At 40.8% G+C, this 23200-nt stretch carries 22 protein-coding genes, 3 tRNA genes and 1 pseudogene; 4 read left to right on the top strand and 22 right to left on the bottom strand.

Annotated features, from left to right (window positions below):
* Positions 1–134: 134 nt before the first annotated feature.
* The 3 genes and pseudogenes from E3D81_RS01565 to E3D81_RS01575 form a co-directional block, all read left to right on the top strand.
* A complete protein-coding gene (locus E3D81_RS01565; RefSeq protein ID WP_099367780.1) occupies positions 135–362 on the top strand; it encodes a (4Fe-4S)-binding protein in 228 nt (75 codons plus the stop codon).
* A 290-nt stretch (positions 363–652) separates the two neighbouring features.
* The gene (locus E3D81_RS01570) at positions 653–1693 is read left to right on the top strand and encodes an IS110 family transposase (RefSeq protein WP_003010395.1); all 1041 of its coding nucleotides are present in this window, start codon (positions 653–655) and stop codon (positions 1691–1693) included.
* A gap of 204 nt (positions 1694–1897) precedes the next feature.
* Positions 1898–3418, top strand: a pseudogene (locus E3D81_RS01575) (IS1182 family transposase); the annotation flags it as partial.
* Positions 3419–3607: 189 nt separating this feature from the next.
* Here the strand turns inward: E3D81_RS01575 and E3D81_RS01580 are convergent.
* The 7 genes from E3D81_RS01580 to E3D81_RS01610 all read right to left on the bottom strand — a co-directional run bounded on the left by E3D81_RS01580 (position 3608) and on the right by E3D81_RS01610 (position 6905).
* Positions 3608–3681: transfer RNA gene (locus E3D81_RS01580), tRNA-Asp, on the bottom strand.
* Positions 3682–3723: 42 nt separating this feature from the next.
* Positions 3724–3800 (bottom strand) — tRNA-Asp (locus E3D81_RS01585).
* A 77-nt stretch (positions 3801–3877) separates the two neighbouring features.
* A tRNA-Asp gene (locus tag E3D81_RS01590) sits at positions 3878–3954 on the bottom strand.
* 72 nt (positions 3955–4026) lie between these two features.
* Complete coding sequence (prfA, locus tag E3D81_RS01595; RefSeq protein WP_099367779.1) at positions 4027–5100, bottom strand: peptide chain release factor 1; 1074 nt, start codon at positions 5098–5100, stop codon at positions 4027–4029.
* An 89-nt stretch (positions 5101–5189) separates the two neighbouring features.
* Positions 5190–5519, bottom strand: coding sequence for a DMT family transporter (locus E3D81_RS01600; protein ID WP_099367778.1), 330 nt, complete (start codon positions 5517–5519; stop codon positions 5190–5192).
* 85 nt (positions 5520–5604) lie between these two features.
* Positions 5605–6168, bottom strand: a complete 564-nt coding sequence (locus tag E3D81_RS01605) for a Crp/Fnr family transcriptional regulator (RefSeq protein WP_134776173.1) — start codon at positions 6166–6168, stop codon at positions 5605–5607.
* Positions 6150–6905 (bottom strand): UDP-2,3-diacylglucosamine diphosphatase, encoded by a 756-nt coding sequence (locus E3D81_RS01610; protein WP_134776174.1) that lies wholly within the window; start codon positions 6903–6905, stop codon positions 6150–6152. The genes E3D81_RS01605 and E3D81_RS01610 overlap by 19 nt, the downstream gene beginning before the upstream one ends.
* A 57-nt stretch (positions 6906–6962) precedes the next feature.
* On the opposite strand from E3D81_RS01610, the gene E3D81_RS01615 reads away from it, so the two are divergent.
* Positions 6963–9110: a prolyl oligopeptidase family serine peptidase gene (locus E3D81_RS01615; protein WP_134776175.1), complete on the top strand. Its 2148-nt coding sequence runs from the start codon at positions 6963–6965 to the stop codon at positions 9108–9110.
* A 113-nt stretch (positions 9111–9223) separates the two neighbouring features.
* Here E3D81_RS01615 and E3D81_RS01620 read toward each other — a convergent pair whose 3' ends face one another.
* The 15 genes from E3D81_RS01620 to E3D81_RS01690 form a co-directional block, all read right to left on the bottom strand.
* Positions 9224–10459 (bottom strand): thioredoxin family protein, encoded by a 1236-nt coding sequence (locus E3D81_RS01620; protein WP_134776176.1) that lies wholly within the window; start codon positions 10457–10459, stop codon positions 9224–9226.
* Positions 10460–10554: 95 nt separating this feature from the next.
* A complete protein-coding gene (locus tag E3D81_RS01625) occupies positions 10555–11736 on the bottom strand; it encodes an aminopeptidase C (protein WP_134776177.1) in 1182 nt (393 codons plus the stop codon).
* Between the two features lie 122 nt (positions 11737–11858).
* A complete protein-coding gene (locus E3D81_RS01630) occupies positions 11859–12914 on the bottom strand; it encodes a TerC family protein (protein WP_134776178.1) in 1056 nt (351 codons plus the stop codon).
* Positions 12915–12923: 9 nt separating this feature from the next.
* The gene (locus E3D81_RS01635; RefSeq protein ID WP_099367772.1) at positions 12924–13898 is read right to left on the bottom strand and encodes a polyprenyl synthetase family protein; all 975 of its coding nucleotides are present in this window, start codon (positions 13896–13898) and stop codon (positions 12924–12926) included.
* Between the two features lie 55 nt (positions 13899–13953).
* Positions 13954–14520: a DUF3109 family protein gene (locus tag E3D81_RS01640; protein WP_099367771.1), complete on the bottom strand. Its 567-nt coding sequence runs from the start codon at positions 14518–14520 to the stop codon at positions 13954–13956.
* Positions 14521–14522: 2 nt separating this feature from the next.
* Entirely contained in the window at positions 14523–15314 is a 792-nt protein-coding gene (locus E3D81_RS01645) for a DUF3108 domain-containing protein (RefSeq protein WP_134776179.1), read from the bottom strand.
* 30 nt (positions 15315–15344) lie between these two features.
* The gene (locus E3D81_RS01650; RefSeq protein WP_099367769.1) at positions 15345–15860 is read right to left on the bottom strand and encodes a DUF2480 family protein; all 516 of its coding nucleotides are present in this window, start codon (positions 15858–15860) and stop codon (positions 15345–15347) included.
* Between the two features lie 65 nt (positions 15861–15925).
* Positions 15926–18025, bottom strand: coding sequence for a SurA N-terminal domain-containing protein (locus E3D81_RS01655; RefSeq protein ID WP_099367768.1), 2100 nt, complete (start codon positions 18023–18025; stop codon positions 15926–15928).
* A gap of 111 nt (positions 18026–18136) precedes the next feature.
* A complete protein-coding gene (gene lptC / locus E3D81_RS01660) occupies positions 18137–18742 on the bottom strand; it encodes an LPS export ABC transporter periplasmic protein LptC (protein WP_099367813.1) in 606 nt (201 codons plus the stop codon).
* A 1-nt stretch (position 18743) separates the two neighbouring features.
* A complete protein-coding gene (locus tag E3D81_RS01665; RefSeq protein WP_245153265.1) occupies positions 18744–20078 on the bottom strand; it encodes a hypothetical protein in 1335 nt (444 codons plus the stop codon).
* A gap of 125 nt (positions 20079–20203) precedes the next feature.
* Entirely contained in the window at positions 20204–21187 is a 984-nt protein-coding gene (locus E3D81_RS01670; RefSeq protein ID WP_134776181.1) for a DUF6427 family protein, read from the bottom strand.
* Positions 21188–21197: 10 nt separating this feature from the next.
* The gene (locus tag E3D81_RS01675; protein ID WP_134776182.1) at positions 21198–21404 is read right to left on the bottom strand and encodes a CcmD family protein; all 207 of its coding nucleotides are present in this window, start codon (positions 21402–21404) and stop codon (positions 21198–21200) included.
* A 4-nt stretch (positions 21405–21408) separates the two neighbouring features.
* Positions 21409–22071, bottom strand: a complete 663-nt coding sequence (ccsA, locus tag E3D81_RS01680; protein ID WP_134776183.1) for a cytochrome c biogenesis protein — start codon at positions 22069–22071, stop codon at positions 21409–21411.
* Between the two features lie 13 nt (positions 22072–22084).
* Positions 22085–22744 carry a heme exporter protein CcmB gene (locus tag E3D81_RS01685; protein WP_099367763.1) on the bottom strand — a complete coding sequence of 220 codons (660 nt, stop codon included), beginning with the start codon at positions 22742–22744 and terminating at the stop codon, positions 22085–22087.
* A 51-nt stretch (positions 22745–22795) separates the two neighbouring features.
* On the bottom strand, positions 22796–23173 hold the full coding sequence (locus E3D81_RS01690) for a YtxH domain-containing protein (RefSeq protein WP_099367762.1): 378 nt from the start codon (positions 23171–23173) through the stop codon (positions 22796–22798).
* Positions 23174–23200 lie beyond the last annotated feature (27 nt).

Consider the following 23200-nt stretch of genomic DNA (forward strand, 5'->3'; position numbering starts at 1 on the left):
GTTCATTGGTTAGATGTATGATAAATATAACATAATTTTCCTAAAATTGTTAAACTACTAGAATCTCGGGTACAAATACGTTTAGGGTAAACTTATACCTATGATTTTTGTTTAAATACTAATGAAAAACGATTATGGAAGAAAAAACGATTAGATATCCACATCCGAATGGAGAGATCACCATTCTCTGGAAGCCTGAAAAATGTATACATTCGGGAATATGTGTAAAGACTTTGCCGCAGGTTTACGATCCGAAGGGAAGACCATGGATTACACCGGAGCCTGCAACTACGGAAGAATTGATTGATCAGATCAATCATTGCCCATCCGGCGCTTTGAGTTATGAACTTTCGAAGGATTAGGAAAAGATTAAAAACAAAAAAGAGGCTGTCTCCTATGTTTGTGTCAAGCAAATGTAGGAGACATTTTTTGTTTTATAGATTTGCTGTATTTAGTGAAAAGAGGGAGAGCCTAGGGCTGTCTTAGTAGCTTTTTTAGCATACTGATTTTTAGAGATGGCCTTCCTCTTTTTCGCTTCCTAAGACAGAACAGAATGTAAGGCGGAATTACAGTCCAGCTTGAATATCCATAAGGAGACAAGTCCAAGGGAAGTTTCACTATTGATTTTTCAGTTTCACATCAAAAAATTAACATGAAAACACTCAAGCAGGTCGTTGGCATTGACGTCGGTAGTAAGGAACTGGTCGTATGCTTTGGCAAGATCTTTTCCAATCTGGATAAAAAGCTGTGCCAATATGGTAATTTCCGAAACTCGGATAAAGGTTTGATAAAGCTTTACGAATGGGTACAGACCCATACCTGTGAGGATAGTCCTCTTCATTTTGTCATGGAGGCTACAGGCGTTTATCACGAAAAGCTAGCCTATTTTCTGGAAAGCAAGGGGTGCAATATCAGTATTGTCCTGCCAAACAAGATCAGCAACTATTTCCGTACCTTAGAGATCAAGACGATAACGGATAGTACCTGCTCGGAAGCTATCACCTTATTTGGCCTAGAGCGCAACCTGGAGTTGTGGCGCAAGCCAGACCCCACCTATAAGCGTTTGAAGCAGCTGACCCGGGAGAGAGACCAATTGGTACAGGAACGTACTGCTGTCAAGAACCAGCTACATGCAGAACAGGCAGAGGCAGAACCCAATGAAAACTCTATAGGACGGATAAAGGAACGCATAGCAGTACTGCAAAGACAGGAAAAGGAAATAATGACCGAGTTAAAGCTCATTGTTAAGGAGAGTTCCTTACTCAAAAAACAAACAGATAACCTGACCACAATCCCTGGAATTGGACTGCTGACAGCAGTAACAGTATTGGCAGAAACGAATGGATTTGAGATGATCCGAAATAAAAAGCAACTGGTAAGCTATGCCGGCCTGGACATAAAGGAAAAACAGTCCGGAACATCGATCCAGAGCAAACCTACCATATCCAAACGGGGCAACAGATACCTGAGAAAATCCCTTCATTTACCTGCATTGGCCGCCATAAGGCATGATGAACATTATTCTAATACATTTACAAGGCTTGTTTCAAGAAATGGCATCAAAATGAAAGCAGCAGTAGCTGTGCAAAGGAAACTTCTAGAGCTGATGTTTATAATTTATAAAAACGAACAGCGGTATGATCCACAATACCATCTCCAAAAGTATCAGAACGAAAAAGTAGATACAAATTAGGGCGGCCAAAAACGGCTACCCTAAACAGGCTGGCAATAGACCGCCTAAAACCCGAAATTACAAAAAAAAGATAAAATTGACTTGTATATTAACACAGAATCTAAAAAGGTCTCTTAAAAGAGAACCCCGTCATTAAAAAATGGCGGGGTTTTTCTGTTTTTTGTCCTCAAGATTTTGTATCTTAAGGTGCAACCAAAAAACAATATGGCAAACATACAATTCAAAGCGCTTCCATCCAATAGTCCTAGTCTTTTTCCTGAGAATATTTTAGACCGTATCCCCTTGAACCATCCTGTTCGGTTGGTGAGCCAGGTTGTTGACCAGTTGGATCTGGAACATATCATCCGTCAGTATAAAGGAGGGGGAACGACCAGTTTCCATCCCAGGATGCTCATTAAGGTACTGTTCTACGCGTATCTGAGCAATATCTATTCTTGCCGCAAGATCGAGCGCGCCCTGCACGAGAACATCCATTTCATGTGGCTTTCGGGCAACAGTACACCGGATTACCGTACGATCAATTATTTCAGGGGAAAGCGTCTTAAGGGACAGATACAGGAGCTGTTTGCCAGTATCGTTCGGATGCTGCATGATATGGAGTATGTCAGCCTGAAAGTCCAGTATGTAGATGGTACCAAGATCGAATCGGCCGCCGGTCGTTATACCTTCGTTTGGAAGAAATCGATCGAGAAGAACAAGATAAAGCTGGAGGCGAACATCGCTTCGGTCCTTTCGGATATCGATGCACAGATCAGCCGGGACCAATCTTCATTAGGGGATCAGCAGGTCGGCAGGGCCATCGATAGTGCCCAGCTGAGGGAAAAGATCAAATCGATCAATGCCAAGCTCAAAGGAGTGGATAGATCTACCGATAGGCAGCTGAGGAAGCTTGAAGACGACTATCTGCCCCGACTGGAGAAATATGAGGAGCAACTGGAAGTACTGGGAGATCGCAATAGTTATAGCAAGACCGATACCGATGCCGTGTTTATGCGGATGAAAGAGGACCACATGAAAAATGGCCAGCTTAAACCGGCCTACAATACCCAGATCAGCACCGAAGAGCAGTTCATCACCCATTATAGCATCCATCAAACGGCCGCAGATACCACAACCCTGCCCGAACACCTGGAAGGCTTTGAGTCCCATTACGGAAAACAGAGTGAATCCATCGTCGCAGATGCCGGATATGGTAGCGAGCAGAACTACGAGCTGATGGAAGGACAGGGTATAACCGCTTTTGTGAAGTACAATTACTTCCATATGGAACAGAAGCGCAAGGATAAACAGGATCCTTTTTCGGTACAGAACCTATATTACAACCAGCAGGAGGACTTTTATGTGTGTCCGGCAGGACAGAAGCTCAGCTTTATCGGTCATGCAACCAGAGTCAGTGCCAACGGATACACTGCCCAGGTCAGCTGTTACCAGGCTCGGCGATGTGAGGGCTGCCCGATGCGCAGTGGGTGCCATAAAGCTAAAGGCGATCGGCTCATTGAAGTGAACCACAGGCTCAATAAGCTCAAGGATAAAGCCCGGGAAAGACTGCTGTCGGAAGAGGGAATGTACCATCGGAGCAAGCGACCCATAGAAGTGGAAGCTGTATTTGGTCAGATGAAAAGCAACAACAGGTTTACCCGGTTCACAATGAAAGGACTGGATAAAGTCGCTGTGGAATTCGGTTTGATGGCCATTGCCCATAACCTCAGAAAATGGGCAAAAAAGTGGAAAGACAAAGCTTTTATCGGTAAACCAGGTGGCAAAAACTCCCTATTTGCGATAAATCAAGCCATCAACATGCTGAAAAGTACAAAACATCGACTTGCAGCCTAATATTGCTCATGAAATTATAATGGAGCTCCAGAAAGCTATAAAACAGAAGAAGGTGCCTTTTTAGACACCTTCTTTTTACTGCGGTCTGGACGGGACTCGAACCCGCGACCCCATGCGTGACAGGCATGTATTCTAACCAGCTGAACTACCAGACCTCATGTTTGCAAAATGATTTCCAAGTTAAACTTGACCAATATTGGCGGTCTGGACGGGACTCGAACCCGCGACCCCATGCGTGACAGGCATGTATTCTAACCAGCTGAACTACCAGACCAATATTTTGCAATTTCTTTTAAAGAACGTGGTCTTTTCAGACCTTGTTAATTCAATAATTAACTGTTGTTTTTGTTGTGGCGGTCTGGACGGGACTCGAACCCGCGACCCCATGCGTGACAGGCATGTATTCTAACCAGCTGAACTACCAGACCATTTTCCTTCTTTTCAGAAGGTGTGCAAATATAGTGTTTATTTCTAAATCTGCTAAATATTTTTGAAAAATATTAGTCTACAGCGCCCTCTTTCATCTTTTCGGCATTCTCTGCAAACTGTAGCTTGTCGATAATGTCCTGAATATCACCATCCATAATGGCAGGTAAATTATACATCGTCAAACCGATACGGTGCTCGGTTACACGACCCTGTGGATAGTTGTAGGTACGGATCTTCGCCGAACGGTCTCCGGTGGATACCATCGTCTTACGTTTCGCGGCTACATCACCATGTTTCTTCTGTACTTCAAGTTCGTAAAGCTTGTTACGAAGCATCTCCATCGCCAACTCGCGGTTTGCCAATTGCGAACGCTCTACCTGACAAACAACCACGATTCCAGAAGGTTTGTGCGTCAACTGAACCTTGGTCTCTACCTTGTTCACGTTCTGACCACCAGCACCACCTGAACGGGATGTCTGCATCTCGATATCGCCTGGATTGATCTCCACGTCAACCTCTTCCGCTTCCGGTAAGACAGCTACCGAGGCTGCTGATGTATGTACTCGGCCTTGCGTTTCCGTATCAGGGACACGTTGAACACGGTGAACTCCTGATTCATATTTCAATTGACCATACACATCATCGCCAATTACTTTTAGGATCACCTCTTTATAACCACCCGATGTTCCTTCCGTTACATCCATCACCTCAGTTCTCCAACCTTTGGTCTCGAAATAACGGGTATACATACGGTATAGATCGCCAGCAAATAAGGCTGCCTCATCTCCTCCTGTACCACCGCGGATCTCGATGATGGCATTTTTACCATCCTCTGGATCTTTAGGGATCAACATCAGACGAATCTCTTCTTCTTTTTCCTCACGTTGGGTCCAAAGAATATCCAATTCCTCCTTCGCCATCTCCCTCAACTCCTGATCCTTCTCATTGGCAAGGATGTCTTTGTTGGTATCGATGTTGCTCACCATATTTTTATAGATATGGTATTGTTCTACAATCTTACCTAGGTCTTTATATTCCTTATTAAGTTTTGCAAAACGACTCATGTCGCTAATGGTATCAGGATTGGATAATTCCGCTTCTACTTCTTCCCAGCGCTCTTTTATCGCTTGTAATTTGTCTAACATAGTATTCCTCTGTTGAATAGTTCATTCCCAAATCGTTGGGAATGATAGTAATCGACAAAAATAAAGATTTTTGCGCTTTTTTTAAGGAACTAATGCGAAGAAACTGCTTTTAGCCCAACGATAGAGCCTATCAAGGTGATAATGAAGAAGATGCGCCAGAAATCTGTAGGTTCTTTAAAGAAGAAAATACCCATCAATACGGTTCCTACCGCACCGATGCCCGACCATACGGCGTAGGCAGTACCCAAGGGTAATGTACTGGTTGCTTTGATCAATAAGCCCATACTAACCGTTACACTAACCAAGAAACCCAGATACCACAGGTACATTTCCGTTCCGGTGGCAAATTTTGCACGTCCGATACAATACGTGAAAGCGACTTCAAAAAGCCCGCCCAATACTAGAATAATCCAATTCATTTGTTGTATGTTTTAATTACTGAGGCAAATTTCTGCTTTTACCCGCAATAAGCTTTTTACATATGTTAAAAAAATCTCGATGATTTTATTTTTTTGTCGCCCGGATGCGGCTCAAGGTAACTTGGCTAATTCCTAGGTAAGAGGCAATATATCCTAATTTGATGCGGTTCGTGATGTTCGGAGCCTTCTTTAATAGCTCTTCATAAGATTCCAGGGAGGATTTAAACAGTCGGAACATCAACCTATCCTCAATCTTCAGGGACTCCAATTCGGCCAATTTTCTTCCCCAATTGGCTATACCGATAGATTTTAAGAAAAGATTTTGTAGGTCGGTGCTGGAAATGCGGTATAAGCTGGAATCTTCGAGGCTTTGGATGGTTTCATAACCTCTTTGGTTATGGATATAACTGTTCAAGGAGATTAAGGCATCTCCAGGAAAAGTAAAGGCAAGAATGATCTCCTTTTCTGCCTTGTGATAATAAATTCGGCAGATACCGGATTTCTTAAAATAGATATAAGGGCTGATCTTTTCCGACTCGATAAGCTTGGTATTCTTAGGTACATGGACCTCTTCAACGATTTCCTCCAATAATTCCAAGTCGGAAGACGCTAATCGAAAAATAGAATCGGCTATTTCCCTGAACTCCATGTTTCCAGTGTTAATTGTACACCATCCCAAACGGCATAGGTATTATAATTGATCCATTCGCCAAGGTTGACGATGGTGGATTGATTACCTATGGTCCTTTCATAAGGAAGATGCCGGTGTCCAAAAATAAAATAATCGTAATGTTCGCCCTGGAGGATTTCCTTTGAATACACGATCAGCCATTCATTTTCTTCGCCAAGAAACTTTTCTTCATTGTTGTTGGCGATTCGGCTGTGTTTCGACCATCGGGTTGCAATACCTATCCCCAGGTTAGGGTGTAGGCGGGCAAATAACCATTGGCAAAAACGCGATCTAAAAATTTTCTTCAAAAATTTATATTTCGCATCTCCTGGACCAAGACCATCCCCATGATGTATGTAAAAACGCTTCCCATCTACTTGAAGAACCTTTTCATTGGAGACGACTTCAGCACCCAATTCCTGTTTTAGGTATCCAAACATCCACATGTCGTGGTTCCCTTTGAATAGGGTGATCTTAACACCTAAATCGGCCAATTCAGCCAGTTTGCCAAGAAAACGAATGTAACCTTTGGGGACTACCGAGGCGTATTCAAACCAAAAATCAAAGATATCGCCTACGAGGTAAAGTTCTTTTGCATCGGTTTTTATATGGTCTAACCAGGCAACGATTCTGCGCTCCCTATCCAAGGAATGTGAAGTAGGATAAGATCCTAAATGAAAATCGGAAGCAAAATAAATCTTGTTGCGTATGCCCATGAGTTCAAAACTAGCAAATTAAATCATTAGTTTTGTTATAAACTAATTGTAATAGATATGAGGAAATACACCTGTTTGGGCATCATTGTCCTGGGCTTGGCTGCCTGTAATCAAGAAAAAGCTATTGAATCAAAAACTGATATTACATTGAAACCTTATCCTAAAACTGAAAAAGGAACACAAACCGATACTTATTTTGGTGTTACCGTGGAAGATCCCTACCGATGGTTGGAAGATGACCTATCTGCTGAAACCAAAGCTTGGGTAAAAGCTGAAAATGAAGTCACCGAGGATTATTTAAGCCAGATTCCTTTCCGCGAGAACATCCGAAAACGGTTGGAGAACCTGTGGAATTATGAAAAATTCTCCGCTCCTTTTTCCGAAGGCGAGTACACCTATTTTTATAAGAATGATGGTTTACAGAACCAATCGGTTATTTATCGTAAAAAAGGAGATGATGGGAAAGAAGAAGTTTTCTTGGATCCCAATAAGTTTTCTAATGATGGTACGACCTCTTTGGCAGGATTATCTTTTAGCAAAGATGGTTCATTGGCGGCCTATCAGATATCTGAAGGAGGTTCGGATTGGACCAAGGTCATCATCATCAACACGAAGGATAATTCGATCGTAGGGGATACCCTGACGAATGTGAAATTCAGCGGCCTTGCTTGGCAGGGAAATGAAGGTATTTATTATTCCTCTTACGATAAACCGAAAGAAGGATCTGCCTTGTCGGCAATGACCGACCAGCATAAGCTGTATTTCCATAAGCTGAACACTGCCCAATCTTCTGATGCCTTGATCTTTGGTGGGCCAACCACCCCGCGTAGATATATCGGTGCGGGATTGACCGAGGATGAAAGGTTCCTGATCGTTACTGCGGCAAATGCCACCTCGGGAAATGAGTTGTACATCAAAGACCTGAAGAATCCAGGTTCAGATTTTGTTCCGATTGTGAACAACATGGAGTCCAATCATTATGTATTGGATAATGAAGGGGATAACCTGATTATTTACACCGAGTTGAATGCGCCGAACGGAAGATTGGTGCAGACCAGTTTTGCTACACCTACGCAGGAAAATTGGAAGGATCTCATTCCGGAGACGGAACAGGTGTTGAGCCCTTCTACTGGTGGAGGTAAAATCTTCGCTAATTATTTGAAGGATGCGACCACGCTTGTCAAACAATACGATAGGCAAGGCAAATTGGAGCATGAGGTAGAATTACCGGGTGTGGGTACCGCTTCAGGATTTGGTGCCAAAAAGGATGAGAAATCCCTGTATTATTCCTTTACGAATTATGTAAATCCAGGAACCATCTATAAATATGATATTGCGTCAGGTAAATCAGAAGTGTATAAAGCTTCAGCGATTAAATTCGATCCTGCCAACTACGAATCGAAACAGGTTTTCTACACCTCTAAGGATGGTACTAAAGTTCCGATGATCATTACCTATAAAAAAGGAATCAAATTGGATGGGACCAACCCGACGATGCTGTACGGTTATGGAGGTTTCAACATCAGTTTGACGCCTTCTTTCAGTACCAGTAATGTAATCCTATTGGAACAGGGTGGCGTGTATGCGGTGGCTAACCTGCGTGGCGGTGGTGAATATGGGCAGACTTGGCACGTAGCAGGTACCAAATTGAAGAAACAAAATGTATTTGATGATTTCATTGCCGCAGCAGAATACCTGATAAAGGAGAAATATACCTCTTCGGAAAAATTGGCGATTGCGGGTGGCTCTAACGGTGGATTGTTGGTCGGTGCAGCGATGACCCAGCGTCCGGAATTATTTAAAGTAGCCTTCCCGGCAGTAGGGGTGTTGGATATGTTGCGTTATCATAAGTTTACGGCAGGTGCCGGATGGGCATTTGATTATGGAACAGCAGATGATAATGCGGAAATGTTCAATTACCTGTATAAATATTCGCCTTATCATGCCTTGAAACAAGGGGTAGATTATCCTGCGACGATGGTTACTACGGCCGATCATGATGACCGCGTAGTACCCGCGCATTCCTTTAAATTCGCTGCGCGCTTGCAAGAATATAATAAGGGAACTAATCCGATGCTGATCCGTATCGATACAAAAGCTGGTCATGGTGCCGGAAAATCAACTGCTATGGTTATTGCAGAGCATACTGATAAATGGGCTTTCATGTTTCAGAATATGAAGGTGGGTTATCGGGATGTGAAGTAATTAAAATAGTGAAATAAGAAAAGGATTCTTGCTGTCCATCGATTAAGTTTTGGACAACAAGAATCCTTTTTATTTTGGCTACTGTTATTGAAGCAGCTCCATATAGGTGTGCCTTATTCGGTTTCCCAAGTAGGAAGACCTTTTTTCATTAAGGCCAAATTTGATTCATAGTCTGCTTTTTCTTCCGCAGCTGCTAAGCTGATCGCTTTTTCTTGGATGGCAATGGCCTCTTTGGTTTTTCCAGATTTATGCAGAATGTTTGCATAGGTATCTAAATATTGCGGATTTTCTTTCTTTTCCAAGGATTTTTTGCTCCAGGCCAAGGCTGCTTCTAAACATACCGGATCGGTACAGTTTTCAAAGATAGTCCAGGCAAAACTGTTCAGTTGTGTTTCGGAAACTGCGGCTCCTGATGCAATTAAATGATTTACGGCTTCTCTGTACTTGGTCCAGTCCTTTTTAGCTCTATAATAATTAGGCTTGAAGGTCATGAGGGCCTCTTGCAATTTCAAATCCGGATAAGCCTTAATAGCCTCTTCTGCTGCTTGGTCAAAATTATCCGTTTGAGAAGCACGTAATTTTGGCATTAGTACCGAATTAATTACGGCAGTACCTAGCATGGCATCCGCTTTTCCTGCACCCATCACTTCGTCTACTTTTGCCTTGTTATTGCGAATCAATTCAAATGCCTTATTATCCACACTTGTAATGGATGATCTCAACATAGGAATAAATTCCTTCGTTAAAACGGCATCAGCACTGGAATTCTCTATAATGGAAGCAATAGCTTCTGCTGCAGTATTTTTGTCATATGCCTTTGTTGCTGCTTTTGCCATGGCTTTGGCGGCTTCGACATCCTTAGGATTAGCCTTGTATTTTTTAACGATGGTTTCATATTGAGTACTCGGGTCAAAGCTTTCTTTGGCCATAGCGATAAACTCATCAGCTTCGCCACCACCTACAATACGGTGAACCAGTTCGCCATTTGGATTAAAGATCAAAAAGGTAGGATAAGCGGCAATGGCGTAATCTTTTGCGAATCGTTTTGCTTCGGCTCTCCAAGATTTCACCTCCTCGTTGTCCCCTGGGGTCTCATCCATCTGTATCTTCAGGTTCACAAACTTTTCATTAAAAAATGTTCCCACTTTTTCCTGTGGAAAAATGTTATCCGACATGTATTTACATGGGCCGCACCAGGTGGTAAATGCATCCACGAATATGAACTTATTTTCCTTTTTGGCTTTCTCCTTAACTTTGGCCCAAGTGGTATTGTGCTCAAAGTGAATACCTTTTTCCTGTGCAAAAACCAAGAAAGGTAGCGTGAATAAAATGAATAGTAGCTTTTTCATAGGTAACTTTATTAATCGAAATTTTAAACTAAAGTAACCATTATTAACAAAAAAAGCCCTTGTAGAGACAAGGACTTTAAAAGATTTAACATTTTTTAGATAGCTAATTGCTTCTGCATTTCTTTGGTTAATGCTTTTTTGTGCAATAATAAAGAGATTGTTTTATAGCGAACAAACTCTTTCGTTGCATACATATAACCTTTATAATCGTTGGTAGTTCCCCAAGAGTTCTTAACGATATAATATTCTTTTCCGTTCTGATCTTTTACCAAACCTACGATGTGCATACCGTGGTCATCGGTTGTGGTATAGTTGTCAAAAGCTTCTTGACGTTGCGCAGGAGTGATCTTCGCTTCTGGTTTCGGTCCGTTGAACATATTGTCCAACTCTTCTTTGCTCATTTGCTCGATCGGTTTTTCTGGCACATAAGCTACCCCATTCTTCCAGCTGAAGCTTTTCTCAGATACGTCAGTTGCCCATGCTACTGTGAATCCTTTTTCCAAAGCTTGGTCGATGATATCAGTAAGATCATTGATCTTCACGTTATAGAAACTTTCGAAAGACCAGTTGTCAGGGATCAATAGGACAAATGGTTTGTATAACGCATGCTCTTCAAAAGAAGAGATCCCTACATAATCATCTGGATTGATACCTACTACTTGATCGGCAAATGTCCGTGGGGTATAGGTTTTTCCTTTGTATTGGAAGGATTCAGGTACTTTTCCTAGATAAGAATCCATCGCCGCAGTAAATGAATTGATCCAGTTTGCTCCTGGTTTCTTACTTTTTGCCACAGATTCTGTGATGGATTGAAGGATTGGGCTCATCTCCCCAAAGTTATTGCGTGTCTCTCCTTCAGGCAATCCGGTATACGCCTCGTAAGGTACTGCACCGTATTTTCTGAAAATAGTCAATACATCATGCAATTGTCCGCCGTCGCCTTGTGCCTGTTGTCCATGCAGACGCACAAAGTTCTTTGCTTTTTCAATATAGGTATTACGGGCAGTATAGATCTGAGAAATATTCACAGGCTCTTTGCCCATACGGATCATCTCGGATTCTAAGAAGGAGTTTCCAGAATAAGACCAACAGGTACCAGATGATCCTTGGTCCTTAATGGAGGTGTTTCCAAGGTTGATCACTTCCGTGAACTTGAATCCTGCCTTACTGTTGTCGCTGGCATTGCCTTTTAAGGCATTTATTAAGTTGTCTTGTGCGAATGTTTGGGTTGTAGCAAATAGAGCTGCTGCAAAAAGAATAGATTTACTCCAATTCATGTTATTATAATATTAAAAAACTGTGTACGAATTTATAAAATAATAAAGAGTAGCTAGGCCACTCTTTGTAAAAATATTAGCACATACTAAAACAGGCCCCTTTTCGGAGCCTGTTTATATGATTAGGATTTTTCAAAATCTTGTTTCTTCGGAAACATCAGGGATGCGATGATACTCAAAGCTAGGATTCCCAGAATGACAATCAGGGAGTGGGTGGTGGTAAAGCCCCATTCTTTCAAGTAGCTATGTAATAACATTTTCAGACCAATGAAGATCAATAAGAATGCTAAACCTACTTTTAGGTAATGGAATTTGTGGATGATGTTGATCAATAGGAAGAACATCGAACGTAATCCAAGGATCGCAAAAATATTCGAGAAGAATACAATATAAGGGTCTTTGGTTACCGAGAAGATCGCAGGGATCGAATCCACCGCAAAGATTAAGTCTGTAAATTCAATGACCAATAACACCAAGAATAGGGGAGTCATGTACTTCTCGCCATTTTCTACATGGAAGAAATTTCCTTGATCCAACTTATGGGTTACTTTGAATCTTTTGGACATGAACTTAACCACAGGGTGGTTTTCTGGATCCACTTCCTCTTCTTTATTTCTGTTCATGTACATGGTAAACCCAGTGTACACTAAGAATGCACCAAATACATATAGGATCCATCCAAATTTGGTAATCAATGCCGCACCTACGAAAATGAAGATACAACGCATGATGATGGCACCTAGGATACCCCAAACCAATACTTTGTGGTAATACTTTTCTGGAATACCAAAGGAACTGAACAGTAATACCATAACGAAGATATTATCTACCGAAAGGGCGTATTCTACTACATAACCGGTTAGGTATTCGAGTGTAAGGTTCTTATTATAGGCCTGAATACTTCCTACAAGGTCATTTTCATTGATGGTAATATTATGCAGGTGTTTGGCGACGACCTCTTTGAGCCGTGCCATATCATGCACATTATGCAGTTCATTTCCCCAATAATAAAGTAATAGACCAAATAAAAGCGCAAAAGTAACCCAGATGGCACTCATAATGGCGGCCACTTTTAAGGATACAGGTTTATCGCTTTTGGAAAATAGTCCCAGGTCAATTGCTAACATCAGAATTATAAAAATTATAAATCCGATCATAAAGAGTGCTTCGTGGCTCATGGTAGATGTTTATTTCTTTCTTTCTGTAGTATACTTAACGAGTTGTTCTAGTCCGGTTTTATATTCCCCACCGTTCGGGATTTCGGCTAATATGTCAAATGCTTCCTGTTGATATTGCATCATTTTTTCAGTCGCATATTCCATTCCACCGTTTATCTTCACAAAGTTGATCACCTCTGCTACTTTTTCTGGATCTTCATTATGGTTCTTCACCAGGTTGATGATCTTTCTTTTTTGGCTTTTATCCACCGTGGATAACGCATGTATCAATGGCAGCGTCATTTTCTTTTCCTTGATGTCATTTCCTACGGGCTTTCCTACATCATCCAATCCAAAGTCGAAAAGGTCATCTTTAATTTGAAAAGCAATACCCACCTTTTCGCCAAACAGCCTTAGTTTTTCCACGGTTTCTTCATCTGCTCCCGCAGAGGATGCTCCGCAGGCACAACATGAAGCGATCAGGGATGCTGTTTTTTTTCGGATCACCTCAAAATAGATGGATTCCTTGATGTCAAGATGTCTGGCTTTCTCGATCTGAAGAAGTTCCCCCTCCGACATCTGCTGAACCGCCTCGGAAACAATCCGCAATATATCAAATTCTTTGTGTTTTACGGATAATAATAATCCTTGGGAAAGCAGAAAATCGCCTACCAAAACCGCAACTTTGTTTTTCCAAAGCGCATTGATAGAAAAGAATCCTCTTCTTTCATTGGCATTGTCCACTACATCATCATGCACCAAAGAAGCCGTATGCAATAGTTCCACTAAGGATGCTCCATGATAGGTTGCCTCGGTGATGCCACCACATACGCCAGCAGAAAAGAAAACAAACATCGGACGCATCTGTTTTCCTTTTTGCTTAATAATATACCTTGTAATTTTATCTAATAAAGGAACGGAACTACGCATCGAATCCTTAAAGGTTTTTTCGAAGCGCTTGAGATGTTCTTTAATAGGAAGTTGTATTTCGTCTATTGTTAACATGAAAATGGTTTAAGACCATTAATAATCCCTGAAATTGACCATAAAAATAATAAAATTATGCTTGGGAAGCTAAGGTAATTTCAAGCTGTTTATACCAATCTTCACCATATTCTCGAATCAAAGGGTCTTTTAGGAATTTATAGACCGGGACCTTCAATTCTTGGCCGAATGTACAGGCATCTTTACAGATATACCAACGATCATAATGCAGTACATCAAATTCAGGGTAGTGGGTAGCACGGATAGGGTAGAGGTGACAGGAAATAGGCTTTTTCCATTGTACATCGCCCATCTCATAGGCTTTCTCAATACCACATTTGGTAATACCGTTTTCCCAGGTTACATAGGCACATTCTTTATTGCCATCTACACAGGTGGTGGTCAGATCGCCATCGGAATCTACCACATATTTACCTTGCTCCTCAATGGCTTTTATGCCTTTTTCGGTTAGATAAGGCTTTACTTTAGGATAAATTTCTTCCAGGATTGTTGTTTCTGCCTCCGTTAATGGTGCGCCAGAATCGCCTTCAATACAGCAAACCCCTTTGCATTTGCTCAGGTTACAAACAAAATCGTTGTTCACGATATCCTCGTGAACAAGTACATTTCCTACTTCAATCATTTTTATTTTGAATAACTAACCCGTTGGCCTAACGGGAATTTTAAGCCATCTGCACTAACCAAATCCATCGTTACAGAGCCAATTAGAATATCTACTTGCGCTTTAACGGGAATACGGTTTCCATCATTCGTAACCCAAAGATACAAACGACTGTTCTTTTTAAAGATTCTTCCTGGAGAAATTTCAGGACTCAGCTTGATACACTCTAATGTTCCAAGAACAGATTTGACCTTCTCTACACCGATATATTCCACACCCAATTGTGCGACCTCATCATTCAAGAAATAAGTAATCTTGAATTTATCGCCTTTTTTCAATGTGGAGAAATCAAGGTTACGCGAGAAGTAATAAGCAGAGACCAAATCGAATGTTTGCTGGGTAGGACTGGTGAAAGTCCCTTTTTTACCTTTTACTTTCTTTGTTTTATGGTCGAAAGTAGCATACTCCACCCGACGATAATTGTTCTCCCGAATATTTTCGGTATACAGGATCGGTAGGAAATTCTTTTGGTCTATATAGGAATCATATTGATTCTTTACGGTATAGAATTTTGAAAATGCACCAGATGTTTGACCAAAGGCAGATAGATGTACCGCATCCATATTACCAAAATTATATTTTGATTGTTGTACGGATAGGGTACCTGTAGCCGCTGACATAAAGCCATAACGCAGTTTGTATTTCAATACCTCGCCGGCTTTGAAAGTGGGTTCTGATAAGTATGGTAATGTTTGTGCCTGACCAATAGTGGTCAGCGTAATAAACAAGACTAGGGCTGAAATAATTCTTTTCATATAACTAAGACCGTGGGTTGAATAAATAGTTTAAGTTTTACGCTTAAACACAGGTACAGTAGAACATGGCTCGCCATACATGATGCTCTTGGCTACTTTACTTAATTGGGCTGTAAAGGTCACGAAAGCCGATTCTGGAACAAAGATATCTCCACATCCCTTTACGACGATACGCTCATCCTGGTATACACTATAATCTAATCTTGCTAATTCTTGCTCAAATAAATCCTGACGCACCTTATCCTCATCTCCAAAATGTACGGAAAGAGCATGCTCCACCAGTTTGTTCGTCAACAACATATAAGCCCATGTAGGGACAATCGCATCGGCAGTACATACAATACCGATGTGCTTGCCTGCATATTGCGACCAATCATGTGTTTTGATGAATTCCCGGAAATCCTTTTCCTTCAGGATCAATCCATGAAAGAGGTTCTCCTTGATATCGTAGATGACAATAGGTGCTGTTGGGGCATATTTAGCCAAATCAATGGTCACCAAACCACTTTGGGCTACTTTATTTACAATGTTCTCTTGAATATCCATTTCTCTAAAAATAAAAAAAGCTGGGCAACTTTGGGTTACCCAGCAACAAATTTAACTATTCTTTACTAATAGAATTTAATACGATTGTCAACAATCTTGGCGTTATCCTGCAAAGCTTGGAAAATTACGTTCTGATCACGTTGAGCTTTAGACGCTGTAATTTGCTTTTGTTGAGCGGTTAATTCTTCACCCGCCAAAGCTTTTGGATTTACGAATCCTAATACCTGAACAGCATATACACCTTGAGAACCTTCAATTGATTTTGATGGTTTGTTAGGCTGTAACCCGAATACGGTACCTACAACTGCGTTTTCAACTGCTACACCAGGAATAACTGGGTTAGCTAGAACAACATTCTCAACAGATTGTGCGTTCTTGCCTAATTTTTGAGCCACTTGGTCGATGGAAGTTGAACCATTCAATGCATTGTTCATTTTCTCTTTCAACATACGGGCTTTAACCAAGTTCTTCACAACCGGTTCGATCAATTTCTTAACCGACTCTAATGGTTGGATTCCTTTTGGTTGGATATCTGTAACACGAGCAACGATAAAGTTATCTGCCGTTTCGAATACTTTGTCTCCATTTGTTCCAGCTTTCGCTTCAAATGCCCAACGGCTTAATTCACGAGGGATTTCAACCGCGCCGAAACTGTTGTCCATTGCTTTTGTTCCTTCGTTTTTAAGGATGGTCAAGTTTTGTTGTTTTGCTACTTCCTCAAAATTGGTTCCGTTCAATGCGGAGAAGAATTTGTTGGCTTTAGAATAAGCTGCATCTGTAGTTTCTTTTCCAGAAACGATTGATTTATCAACGATAGCTAACTTGGCAATTTTTGAACTACCGATCTGTCTGTTCACTTTTACAATGTGAACACCATTGTTGGTAGGAACCACTTTAACATCGCCCGTTTGACCATCAAATAAGATTGCATCTAATTCTGGGATCTGACCTCTTACCAATGTTCCGATCTCACCACCATTGGTTTTTGAATTCGGATCAGCACTGAATTCCAATGCCAGGGTAGAGAAGTTTCCGCCAGCAGTAATTAAGTTTTTGATAGAGTCTGCTTTGGCAATCGCTTTATCCACGCCACCCTCAGTTGCTGGGTTGATGACGATCGTGCTTGCATTAACCGAGTCAGGGCTCATCTTCACGTTGATTACCTTCGCGATTTCATATACGTTCTGTGTTAGGTAAGGACCAACTACGGTGCCTGGAGCTGCGTTGAAAACCACAGAATCCAAAGCTGCGCTTAATTGGTTCTTTCCGTAATACGTAACTGGGTATTTTCTTTCTGAGTTTACAGTTACAAATGAAGAATCATTGGTTGATGCCTGTAAATCTGTTTTTAATTTTTGGATAGCTGCAGTGGCTAAAGCTGTATCAGCTTGGTTTGGACGTGCGTCAAAAAGTACGTATTCAATGTTACGGGATTCCTCTTGGTTCTTGAATGCGTTCTTGTTTTTGTCGTAATATTCCTTATAATCAGCATCTGTCAATTTTACTTGTGCATCTGCGATGGAAGCATAATCCAACATCACGTATTTGAAGTTCGCCAATTTATTACGGGAATTGTAATCGTATTGCGCTTCCAGAGCAGTTGTATATACGCTATTGTTCACCAATGTGCTGTATTTTTGGAATAAACGATCTGTTTTAATGCTTTCCAATAAAGCTTCCCATTCTCTTTTGGTGTTAGGATCTTGTTTTGCTTGTTGCATCACCGCGTTGATGGATGCTTTGTCGATCTGACCAGTTTGAGGATTGGTAAAGTATTGTGCGATCAACATGGACGGATTGTTTCCGGTCACTAAATTGTTCAATTCATCTTTACCTACTTCGATACCGATTTTCTCGATCTCTTGTTTGATCAACTCTTGGGTCAAATATTGGTTCCATACTTGTTGAACCGCATAACTTTGCATCTGAGGGGTATTTTGACCACCCATTTGCTGCGCGAATCTCGCTGCAGTTTGTTCAACTTGTTGGTTGAATTCGTTGTAATCTATACTTTCACCATTCACATTTCCTACTTCAGATTGACTAGCACGCCAAAATGGAGTACCCATGTTGATGATGTCTCCTAATAAAAACGCGATAATTGCTAAACCGATCACGAAAATGACTAGCCCCGCACGGTTCCGCAAATAGCTCATTAATCCCATAACTGTATTCTATATTTTTGTTATAAATGCTTGATTTGTTTACTTAATTGTGTTTGTTAAAAAACAAGGCGCAAGATACAACTTTTATGAAAAAAAGTGTAAAAATTTATTTTAGTTCCCTAAACCCGGAAATCCCGAGTTGTTCTGCATATAAATCAAGCCTGTTCCATTGGTCCATTCGATCATATTAAAATCGAGATCTGAAGTAAAGGAAGTTCCCTGCATGTTCCCGCGGCCATCTGTAAAAATGGCTGAAATAGGTTGACTTCCATAGTATTTTTTCTGTTTATCGTCATGGATCAATTCCTCAGTATTCAGAATGGAACCATTCGCCAAGGTGATCACCACATTCTTTCGGAATTCCGTAATCCCTTCCTGTTGTTTTAGGACACCATAATTGGAAGTGATGCGCTGCGACTCTTTCCCGTCCGGCCCATAGAAAATCAAGAGCAATCCTTTTTGGAACTCCATGTTTCCTACACGTGCGGAATCGTGGTATTGGCGCATTTCGGGCGCTTTCAACTCTGCTTTCACTTTTGCAGAGTCGCTATAAATCACGGTAACATGCTTGGAAATATCAACAGCCTCTTCTGCTTCGATATTGGCCAATCGATCGATATCTTTTTGGTCGTTTTCGCAGGCAATTGACAAGATTGCCCCTAACAATAACATTGATAGGGGCAAAATTGATGATATTTTCAATGAATTAATTTTCATGTTAATCGTAACTTCTTCTCTGGAACCAAGCATCATTGATGGTAAACCCTAGGTTGATGTTGATATAACGCTCTCTAACCAGGTTGTTGTTCATGGTGCCTTGTTGACCAAACTCTGCTGAAACATTCACATTCGAGAATGTTCTACCAAAATTCGTCTCTGGTAATGGGAATCCCATACCTACGGTAATCGCCATATCGGAAATACGGTGGTTATCTACCGAAATATGTGTTTTATTATACCTGAATCCTAAACGATAATCAACCAGGTTCAAATATTTTAATGAAGTAGCATCTGGTTTGAACTGTCCACCAACTGCAATTCCGATGTTTTTGCCCAATGGTGGCTCACCCATTTCGGTATGATATTTTGACCAGTCTGCGTATTTAAAATCAGCTCCAATACTCCAGTTGATACCTTTGCTCAAGGTAAATCCAACACTGTGTTTTAGAGGTAGATTTAAGTTTCTGTTTGAAAGTGGTTCAAAGGAGGAAGTATCGATAGCCACTTGTTCGCCATCAGGATCTGTTGCATCCGTTTGGGTCAGGGTAACTAAAGATGTGGTCTTACTGTTTACAGTATTGTTCAATGAACCTGAATAACCAATGGTAAAATTGACTTTGTTGCCCAATGCTTTGAAATATTGTGCACCGTAATCAAAAGTAGCCCCTCTTATTTGTTGGGTAATGGTTTCTGAGGTATTATACATCCCTGCTTCATAAGGGAATTGGATCATTGCTTTATCGAACAGGTTTCCAAAAAGGAAACCGGCATTTGCCCCAATGCTGAAACCAGCAAATGGAGAAACCCCATATCCTACATAGGCTTTATTGATACCACCTTCACCTACCAAACTGGTTTGATATGGGATATTATCAATCTGACGAGCAGATTTTACATTATAACCTACATCCGAATAAGGCATCAAACCGAAAGACACACCACCTACTTTTGGACCATTCTGTTTGTTCAATGAAAAACCGAAGGCAAAATGACTGAATGCAAAGTCTGCTGTTTTACCAGTAGAACCAGATTTAGCCAATTGGGTGAAGTTGCCATATAGACCGGCATCTAAGATCGTTCTGTTTAATGCAGAATAACTGGCAGGGTTTGCCATGTTTAAGATTGGTAGACCACCTTGATAACGAACACCACTGGAAATTCCGCCCATTGCGCGAGTTTGAGGCAATAGATCCTCCCTCATCTGTCCCAAACCATATTGTGAGTAAGGTGAGTGTGAAGTAGATGACTGTGCTTTAACCTCCGTAAAGCCCAACATCAGTACCCCAATACCCAATGCTGTAAGCAGGTTTTTGTGTGTAAATATTCGTCTCAATTGTATCAACTTTAAAATAATAATGGCCCTGTTTAGGCTAAAATTTCGCTACAAAACTATCTAATTTTTAATAACCACGTAAGATTTTGTTGTTAAAAAAGGTTAAACAGCTAACTGTCAGTTTTTTAGAAAAACTGAAAATAGATTATGGTGGCCAATATAATCAGGTACAAGGTTTCATAAAACCATTTTATCTTCGCATAGGTAAAGAAGTAGGCCAGATAAATGGAAAGCGCTGGAATGGTCAATAAAAAATGGTTTACCGATTTATCCGGATTTAGATAGAATGATCCAAAGATGAGGATCAGCATCACGAACAATAATTGGAAACTCTTTCGAACCTGGACAACGCTCTTGAAAAAATTATCCTTTAATATAAATAAAAACCCTCCAATAGCCACCACGATAGGAATCAGTACAAAATAATCATGTACATCCATATTCAATCGGGTTGGAAGGGCATAGGTGAATGGTCTAAAGATTTCATAGAACTCATTCATTCTTTCCAGCCAATAATAACAAACGGCCAATAGGAAATAAACAACGGTTACACCCAATAAAGGCGTAATCCATTCTCTCCAGGAGAATGCCCTAAAAATTACCAAGCTTGCCCAAATGAGCAAAAGCATCACAATAAATGGAAAATAGATCAGGCTTCCCAATGCAACCAATAAGCCCAAGTCAAACATGATACCCTTAACATCTGCATGTTTATAGATATTGAAAAGCTTCTGCACCATCCAAATGGTGATAAAATTACAGATAAGGGTAGGGGATAATACCAAAAACGGTATGAACACACTGACCAAGGTCATGAACATCAAGGCGGTCAGGAAATTGGGTTTTCCAAGGAGGTTGAAATGATTGACGACCCTATTCAGATAGAAAGCTTGGAGGATGGTCAAGATTAATGTGATGAACACATTAGATTGGGGGGATAATTCCGCCCCGATCTGAAAACCTAAAAGGTTGCTGATGCCGGGTTCAAAAAGCACGGGAGTAAGTTTCTCCGGCAAGTGTAGATATACCCCAAGGCATAGTACCGTCCCAACAAGAATAACCAGGAAAACATTCAGCCCTGATAATGTCCGATGTTGGTTGATTAACATATGCTAAATGCTATTTGTCTTTTTCTAATTTGCTGATTTTACGGTCGATGGTGAAAAGGTAGATGGCAACCACCAAGAAAATCACCAACATCACCAAAACAACCACGTAGATTTTTCCTTCAGAGCGAAGGCCATCGGCCATAGGAACCTTTTCTTGAGCGAACGCTGTCCCAAAGCTAAAAAGCAGTGCAAAAAGAGTGTATAGGAAATTTCTCATTGTATTAAAAACTATTTCTTTTATCTTCTATTAATCGAATTCTATAACGTAGGGTGGCAATCCAGGTGCCTATCAAAATCCAACCGATTACCGCTGTATAAAATACCGGACGCATATAATTGTCCATATCCAAGTCCCCGAAAGAAGAGTTTCCACCACTACCTGGGTGAAGCGAATCATTCATTTTTGGGAGGATATAAATCAGCACAAACATGATCGGAAAAGCGAAAATATTATAGATGGCTGATATTTTGGCACGTTTTTGTTCTTCTTCAAGGGCATTCCTTAAAACTAGGTAGGCCAGATACATCAAGGTTGCAATGGCAGCCCCATTCAATTGGGGGTCATTTGTCCAAGGGGTTCCCCAGGTGAAATTGGCCCAAAGCATACCTGTCAATAAACCGCAAAAACAGAAGATAACACCTGTATTTACAGCTTCTACCGCCATAAAATCATGCTCTCTTTTTCCGGTATTTAGGTATTTGATGCTATAAATTAAGGAGATCAGGTATAAAATCATCATGGTAAACCACATAGGTACATGGAAATACACATTTCTGATGGTTTCATTCAAGATGTACAAAACGGGTACTGGGCCTAATAAACCAGCAACTACGGTACTTGCAACCATGACAACTGCAAGAATTTTCCACCAACTTTTTCTCATACGAACAAAAAAATCAATCTCGCCAAAGGTAAGGAAATAACAGCAAAGAAATGGCAATAGTAACTATATTAATTGCCAATAATACAGCAATATCTCCCCAACTATCAGCGATCACACCGCCTATGGCAGCAGCTTTTGATAATTTGATGAGGACGATCAATAGGGGGATGATTACCGGAAAACTGAGGATGGCCATGATGGTGCTGTTGTTTCCAGCTTTCGCACTGATCCCTGCTACCATGGTAAATACTGTAGCAAAGGAAATGCTCCCTAAAAATATACTCAATAAATAAACAGGTAGATTGCCGATCGGGGTTCTAAAAATCAGGTTGTAAACAATAAAAGCGATCCCTGTCATTAAGATCATGATCAAGGAATTATAGATGATCTTTGCCAAAATTATTGCTTTTGGGCTTACCATGCTATAATAATAAAGTTGTCTATTACCTGTTTCCTGAAGGAAGGAACGGCTCATTGCATTGATGGCCGCGAAAAGAAGAATGATCCAGAACAGGGTGTTCCAAACAGAAGTATCCACGGATTGGAATGATTGATAACAAACAAATACCGTGGATACTACGTAAAGAAGAATGCTATTGATAGCGTATTTAGAACGCCATTCCAATAAAACATCCTTATATATTAAAGTCTTGACTTGTGTTAACAGATCCATGATATGCAAAGATACAAATCAATCTGTCTAGCCAAGACGGATGTCTAGAAATTAAGCGTTTTTAATTTCTGATTTCGCTTTATCAGCAACATCGTTAGCTTTGTCAGCCATGCCTTGTGCTGCATCTGATGCACGGCCAGCCCATTCGTTAGCTTTTGAAGAAGCTTTGTCTAATGCTTCTCTACCTGCATTTTTAGCACGGTCTTTTAAGTTCTCTAAATCTTCTTTTGCGGATTTTGCAAATTTAGAAGCACGTTTTGCTTCTTTTTTAGAAAGATCTTTAATGGATTTTGTTAAGCTCTTGATTCCGTCGTTTGCACGGTCTAATTGCTTTTTACCATCCTCTGTTCCTAATAAATAATATGCAGCAGTTCCGACAGCTAATCCTAGTAGGGCGAATGCCACTAATCCATTTCTATTCTTTTCCATGATTATAATTTTTTATCCTATTTTGTA

Source organism: Sphingobacterium sp. CZ-2 (assembly GCF_004526235.1).
Classification (GTDB): Bacteria; Bacteroidota; Bacteroidia; order Sphingobacteriales; family Sphingobacteriaceae; genus Sphingobacterium; species Sphingobacterium tenebrionis.

What these genes read in the sequence shown, in the direction of transcription:
- E3D81_RS01650 (WP_099367769.1), bottom strand. Translation starts at nt 15,860, where the DNA reads ATGGATATTCAAGAGAACATTGTAAATAAAGTAGCCCAAAGTGGTTTG.
- E3D81_RS01610 (WP_134776174.1), bottom strand. Translation starts at nt 6,905, where the DNA reads ATGGGCATACGCAACAAGATTTATTTTGCTTCCGATTTTCATTTAGGA.
- prfA (WP_099367779.1), bottom strand. Translation starts at nt 5,100, where the DNA reads ATGTTAGACAAATTACAAGCGATAAAAGAGCGCTGGGAAGAAGTAGAA.
- E3D81_RS01570 (WP_003010395.1), top strand. Translation starts at nt 653, where the DNA reads ATGAAAACACTCAAGCAGGTCGTTGGCATTGACGTCGGTAGTAAGGAA.
- E3D81_RS01645 (WP_134776179.1), bottom strand. Translation starts at nt 15,314, where the DNA reads ATGAAAAGAATTATTTCAGCCCTAGTCTTGTTTATTACGCTGACCACT.
- E3D81_RS01565 (WP_099367780.1), top strand. Translation starts at nt 135, where the DNA reads ATGGAAGAAAAAACGATTAGATATCCACATCCGAATGGAGAGATCACC.
- E3D81_RS01635 (WP_099367772.1), bottom strand. Translation starts at nt 13,898, where the DNA reads ATGTTAACAATAGACGAAATACAACTTCCTATTAAAGAACATCTCAAG.
- E3D81_RS01655 (WP_099367768.1), bottom strand. Translation starts at nt 18,025, where the DNA reads ATGGGATTAATGAGCTATTTGCGGAACCGTGCGGGGCTAGTCATTTTC.
- lptC (WP_099367813.1), bottom strand. Translation starts at nt 18,742, where the DNA reads ATGAAAATTAATTCATTGAAAATATCATCAATTTTGCCCCTATCAATG.
- E3D81_RS01620 (WP_134776176.1), bottom strand. Translation starts at nt 10,459, where the DNA reads ATGAAAAAGCTACTATTCATTTTATTCACGCTACCTTTCTTGGTTTTT.
- E3D81_RS01615 (WP_134776175.1), top strand. Translation starts at nt 6,963, where the DNA reads ATGAGGAAATACACCTGTTTGGGCATCATTGTCCTGGGCTTGGCTGCC.
- E3D81_RS01630 (WP_134776178.1), bottom strand. Translation starts at nt 12,914, where the DNA reads ATGAGCCACGAAGCACTCTTTATGATCGGATTTATAATTTTTATAATT.
- E3D81_RS01605 (WP_134776173.1), bottom strand. Translation starts at nt 6,168, where the DNA reads ATGGAGTTCAGGGAAATAGCCGATTCTATTTTTCGATTAGCGTCTTCC.
- E3D81_RS01670 (WP_134776181.1), bottom strand. Translation starts at nt 21,187, where the DNA reads ATGTTAATCAACCAACATCGGACATTATCAGGGCTGAATGTTTTCCTG.
- E3D81_RS01625 (WP_134776177.1), bottom strand. Translation starts at nt 11,736, where the DNA reads ATGAATTGGAGTAAATCTATTCTTTTTGCAGCAGCTCTATTTGCTACA.
- E3D81_RS01675 (WP_134776182.1), bottom strand. Translation starts at nt 21,404, where the DNA reads ATGAGAAATTTCCTATACACTCTTTTTGCACTGCTTTTTAGCTTTGGG.
- E3D81_RS01690 (WP_099367762.1), bottom strand. Translation starts at nt 23,173, where the DNA reads ATGGAAAAGAATAGAAATGGATTAGTGGCATTCGCCCTACTAGGATTA.
- E3D81_RS01600 (WP_099367778.1), bottom strand. Translation starts at nt 5,519, where the DNA reads ATGAATTGGATTATTCTAGTATTGGGCGGGCTTTTTGAAGTCGCTTTC.
- ccsA (WP_134776183.1), bottom strand. Translation starts at nt 22,071, where the DNA reads ATGAGAAAAAGTTGGTGGAAAATTCTTGCAGTTGTCATGGTTGCAAGT.
- E3D81_RS01685 (WP_099367763.1), bottom strand. Translation starts at nt 22,744, where the DNA reads ATGGATCTGTTAACACAAGTCAAGACTTTAATATATAAGGATGTTTTA.
- E3D81_RS01640 (WP_099367771.1), bottom strand. Translation starts at nt 14,520, where the DNA reads ATGATTGAAGTAGGAAATGTACTTGTTCACGAGGATATCGTGAACAAC.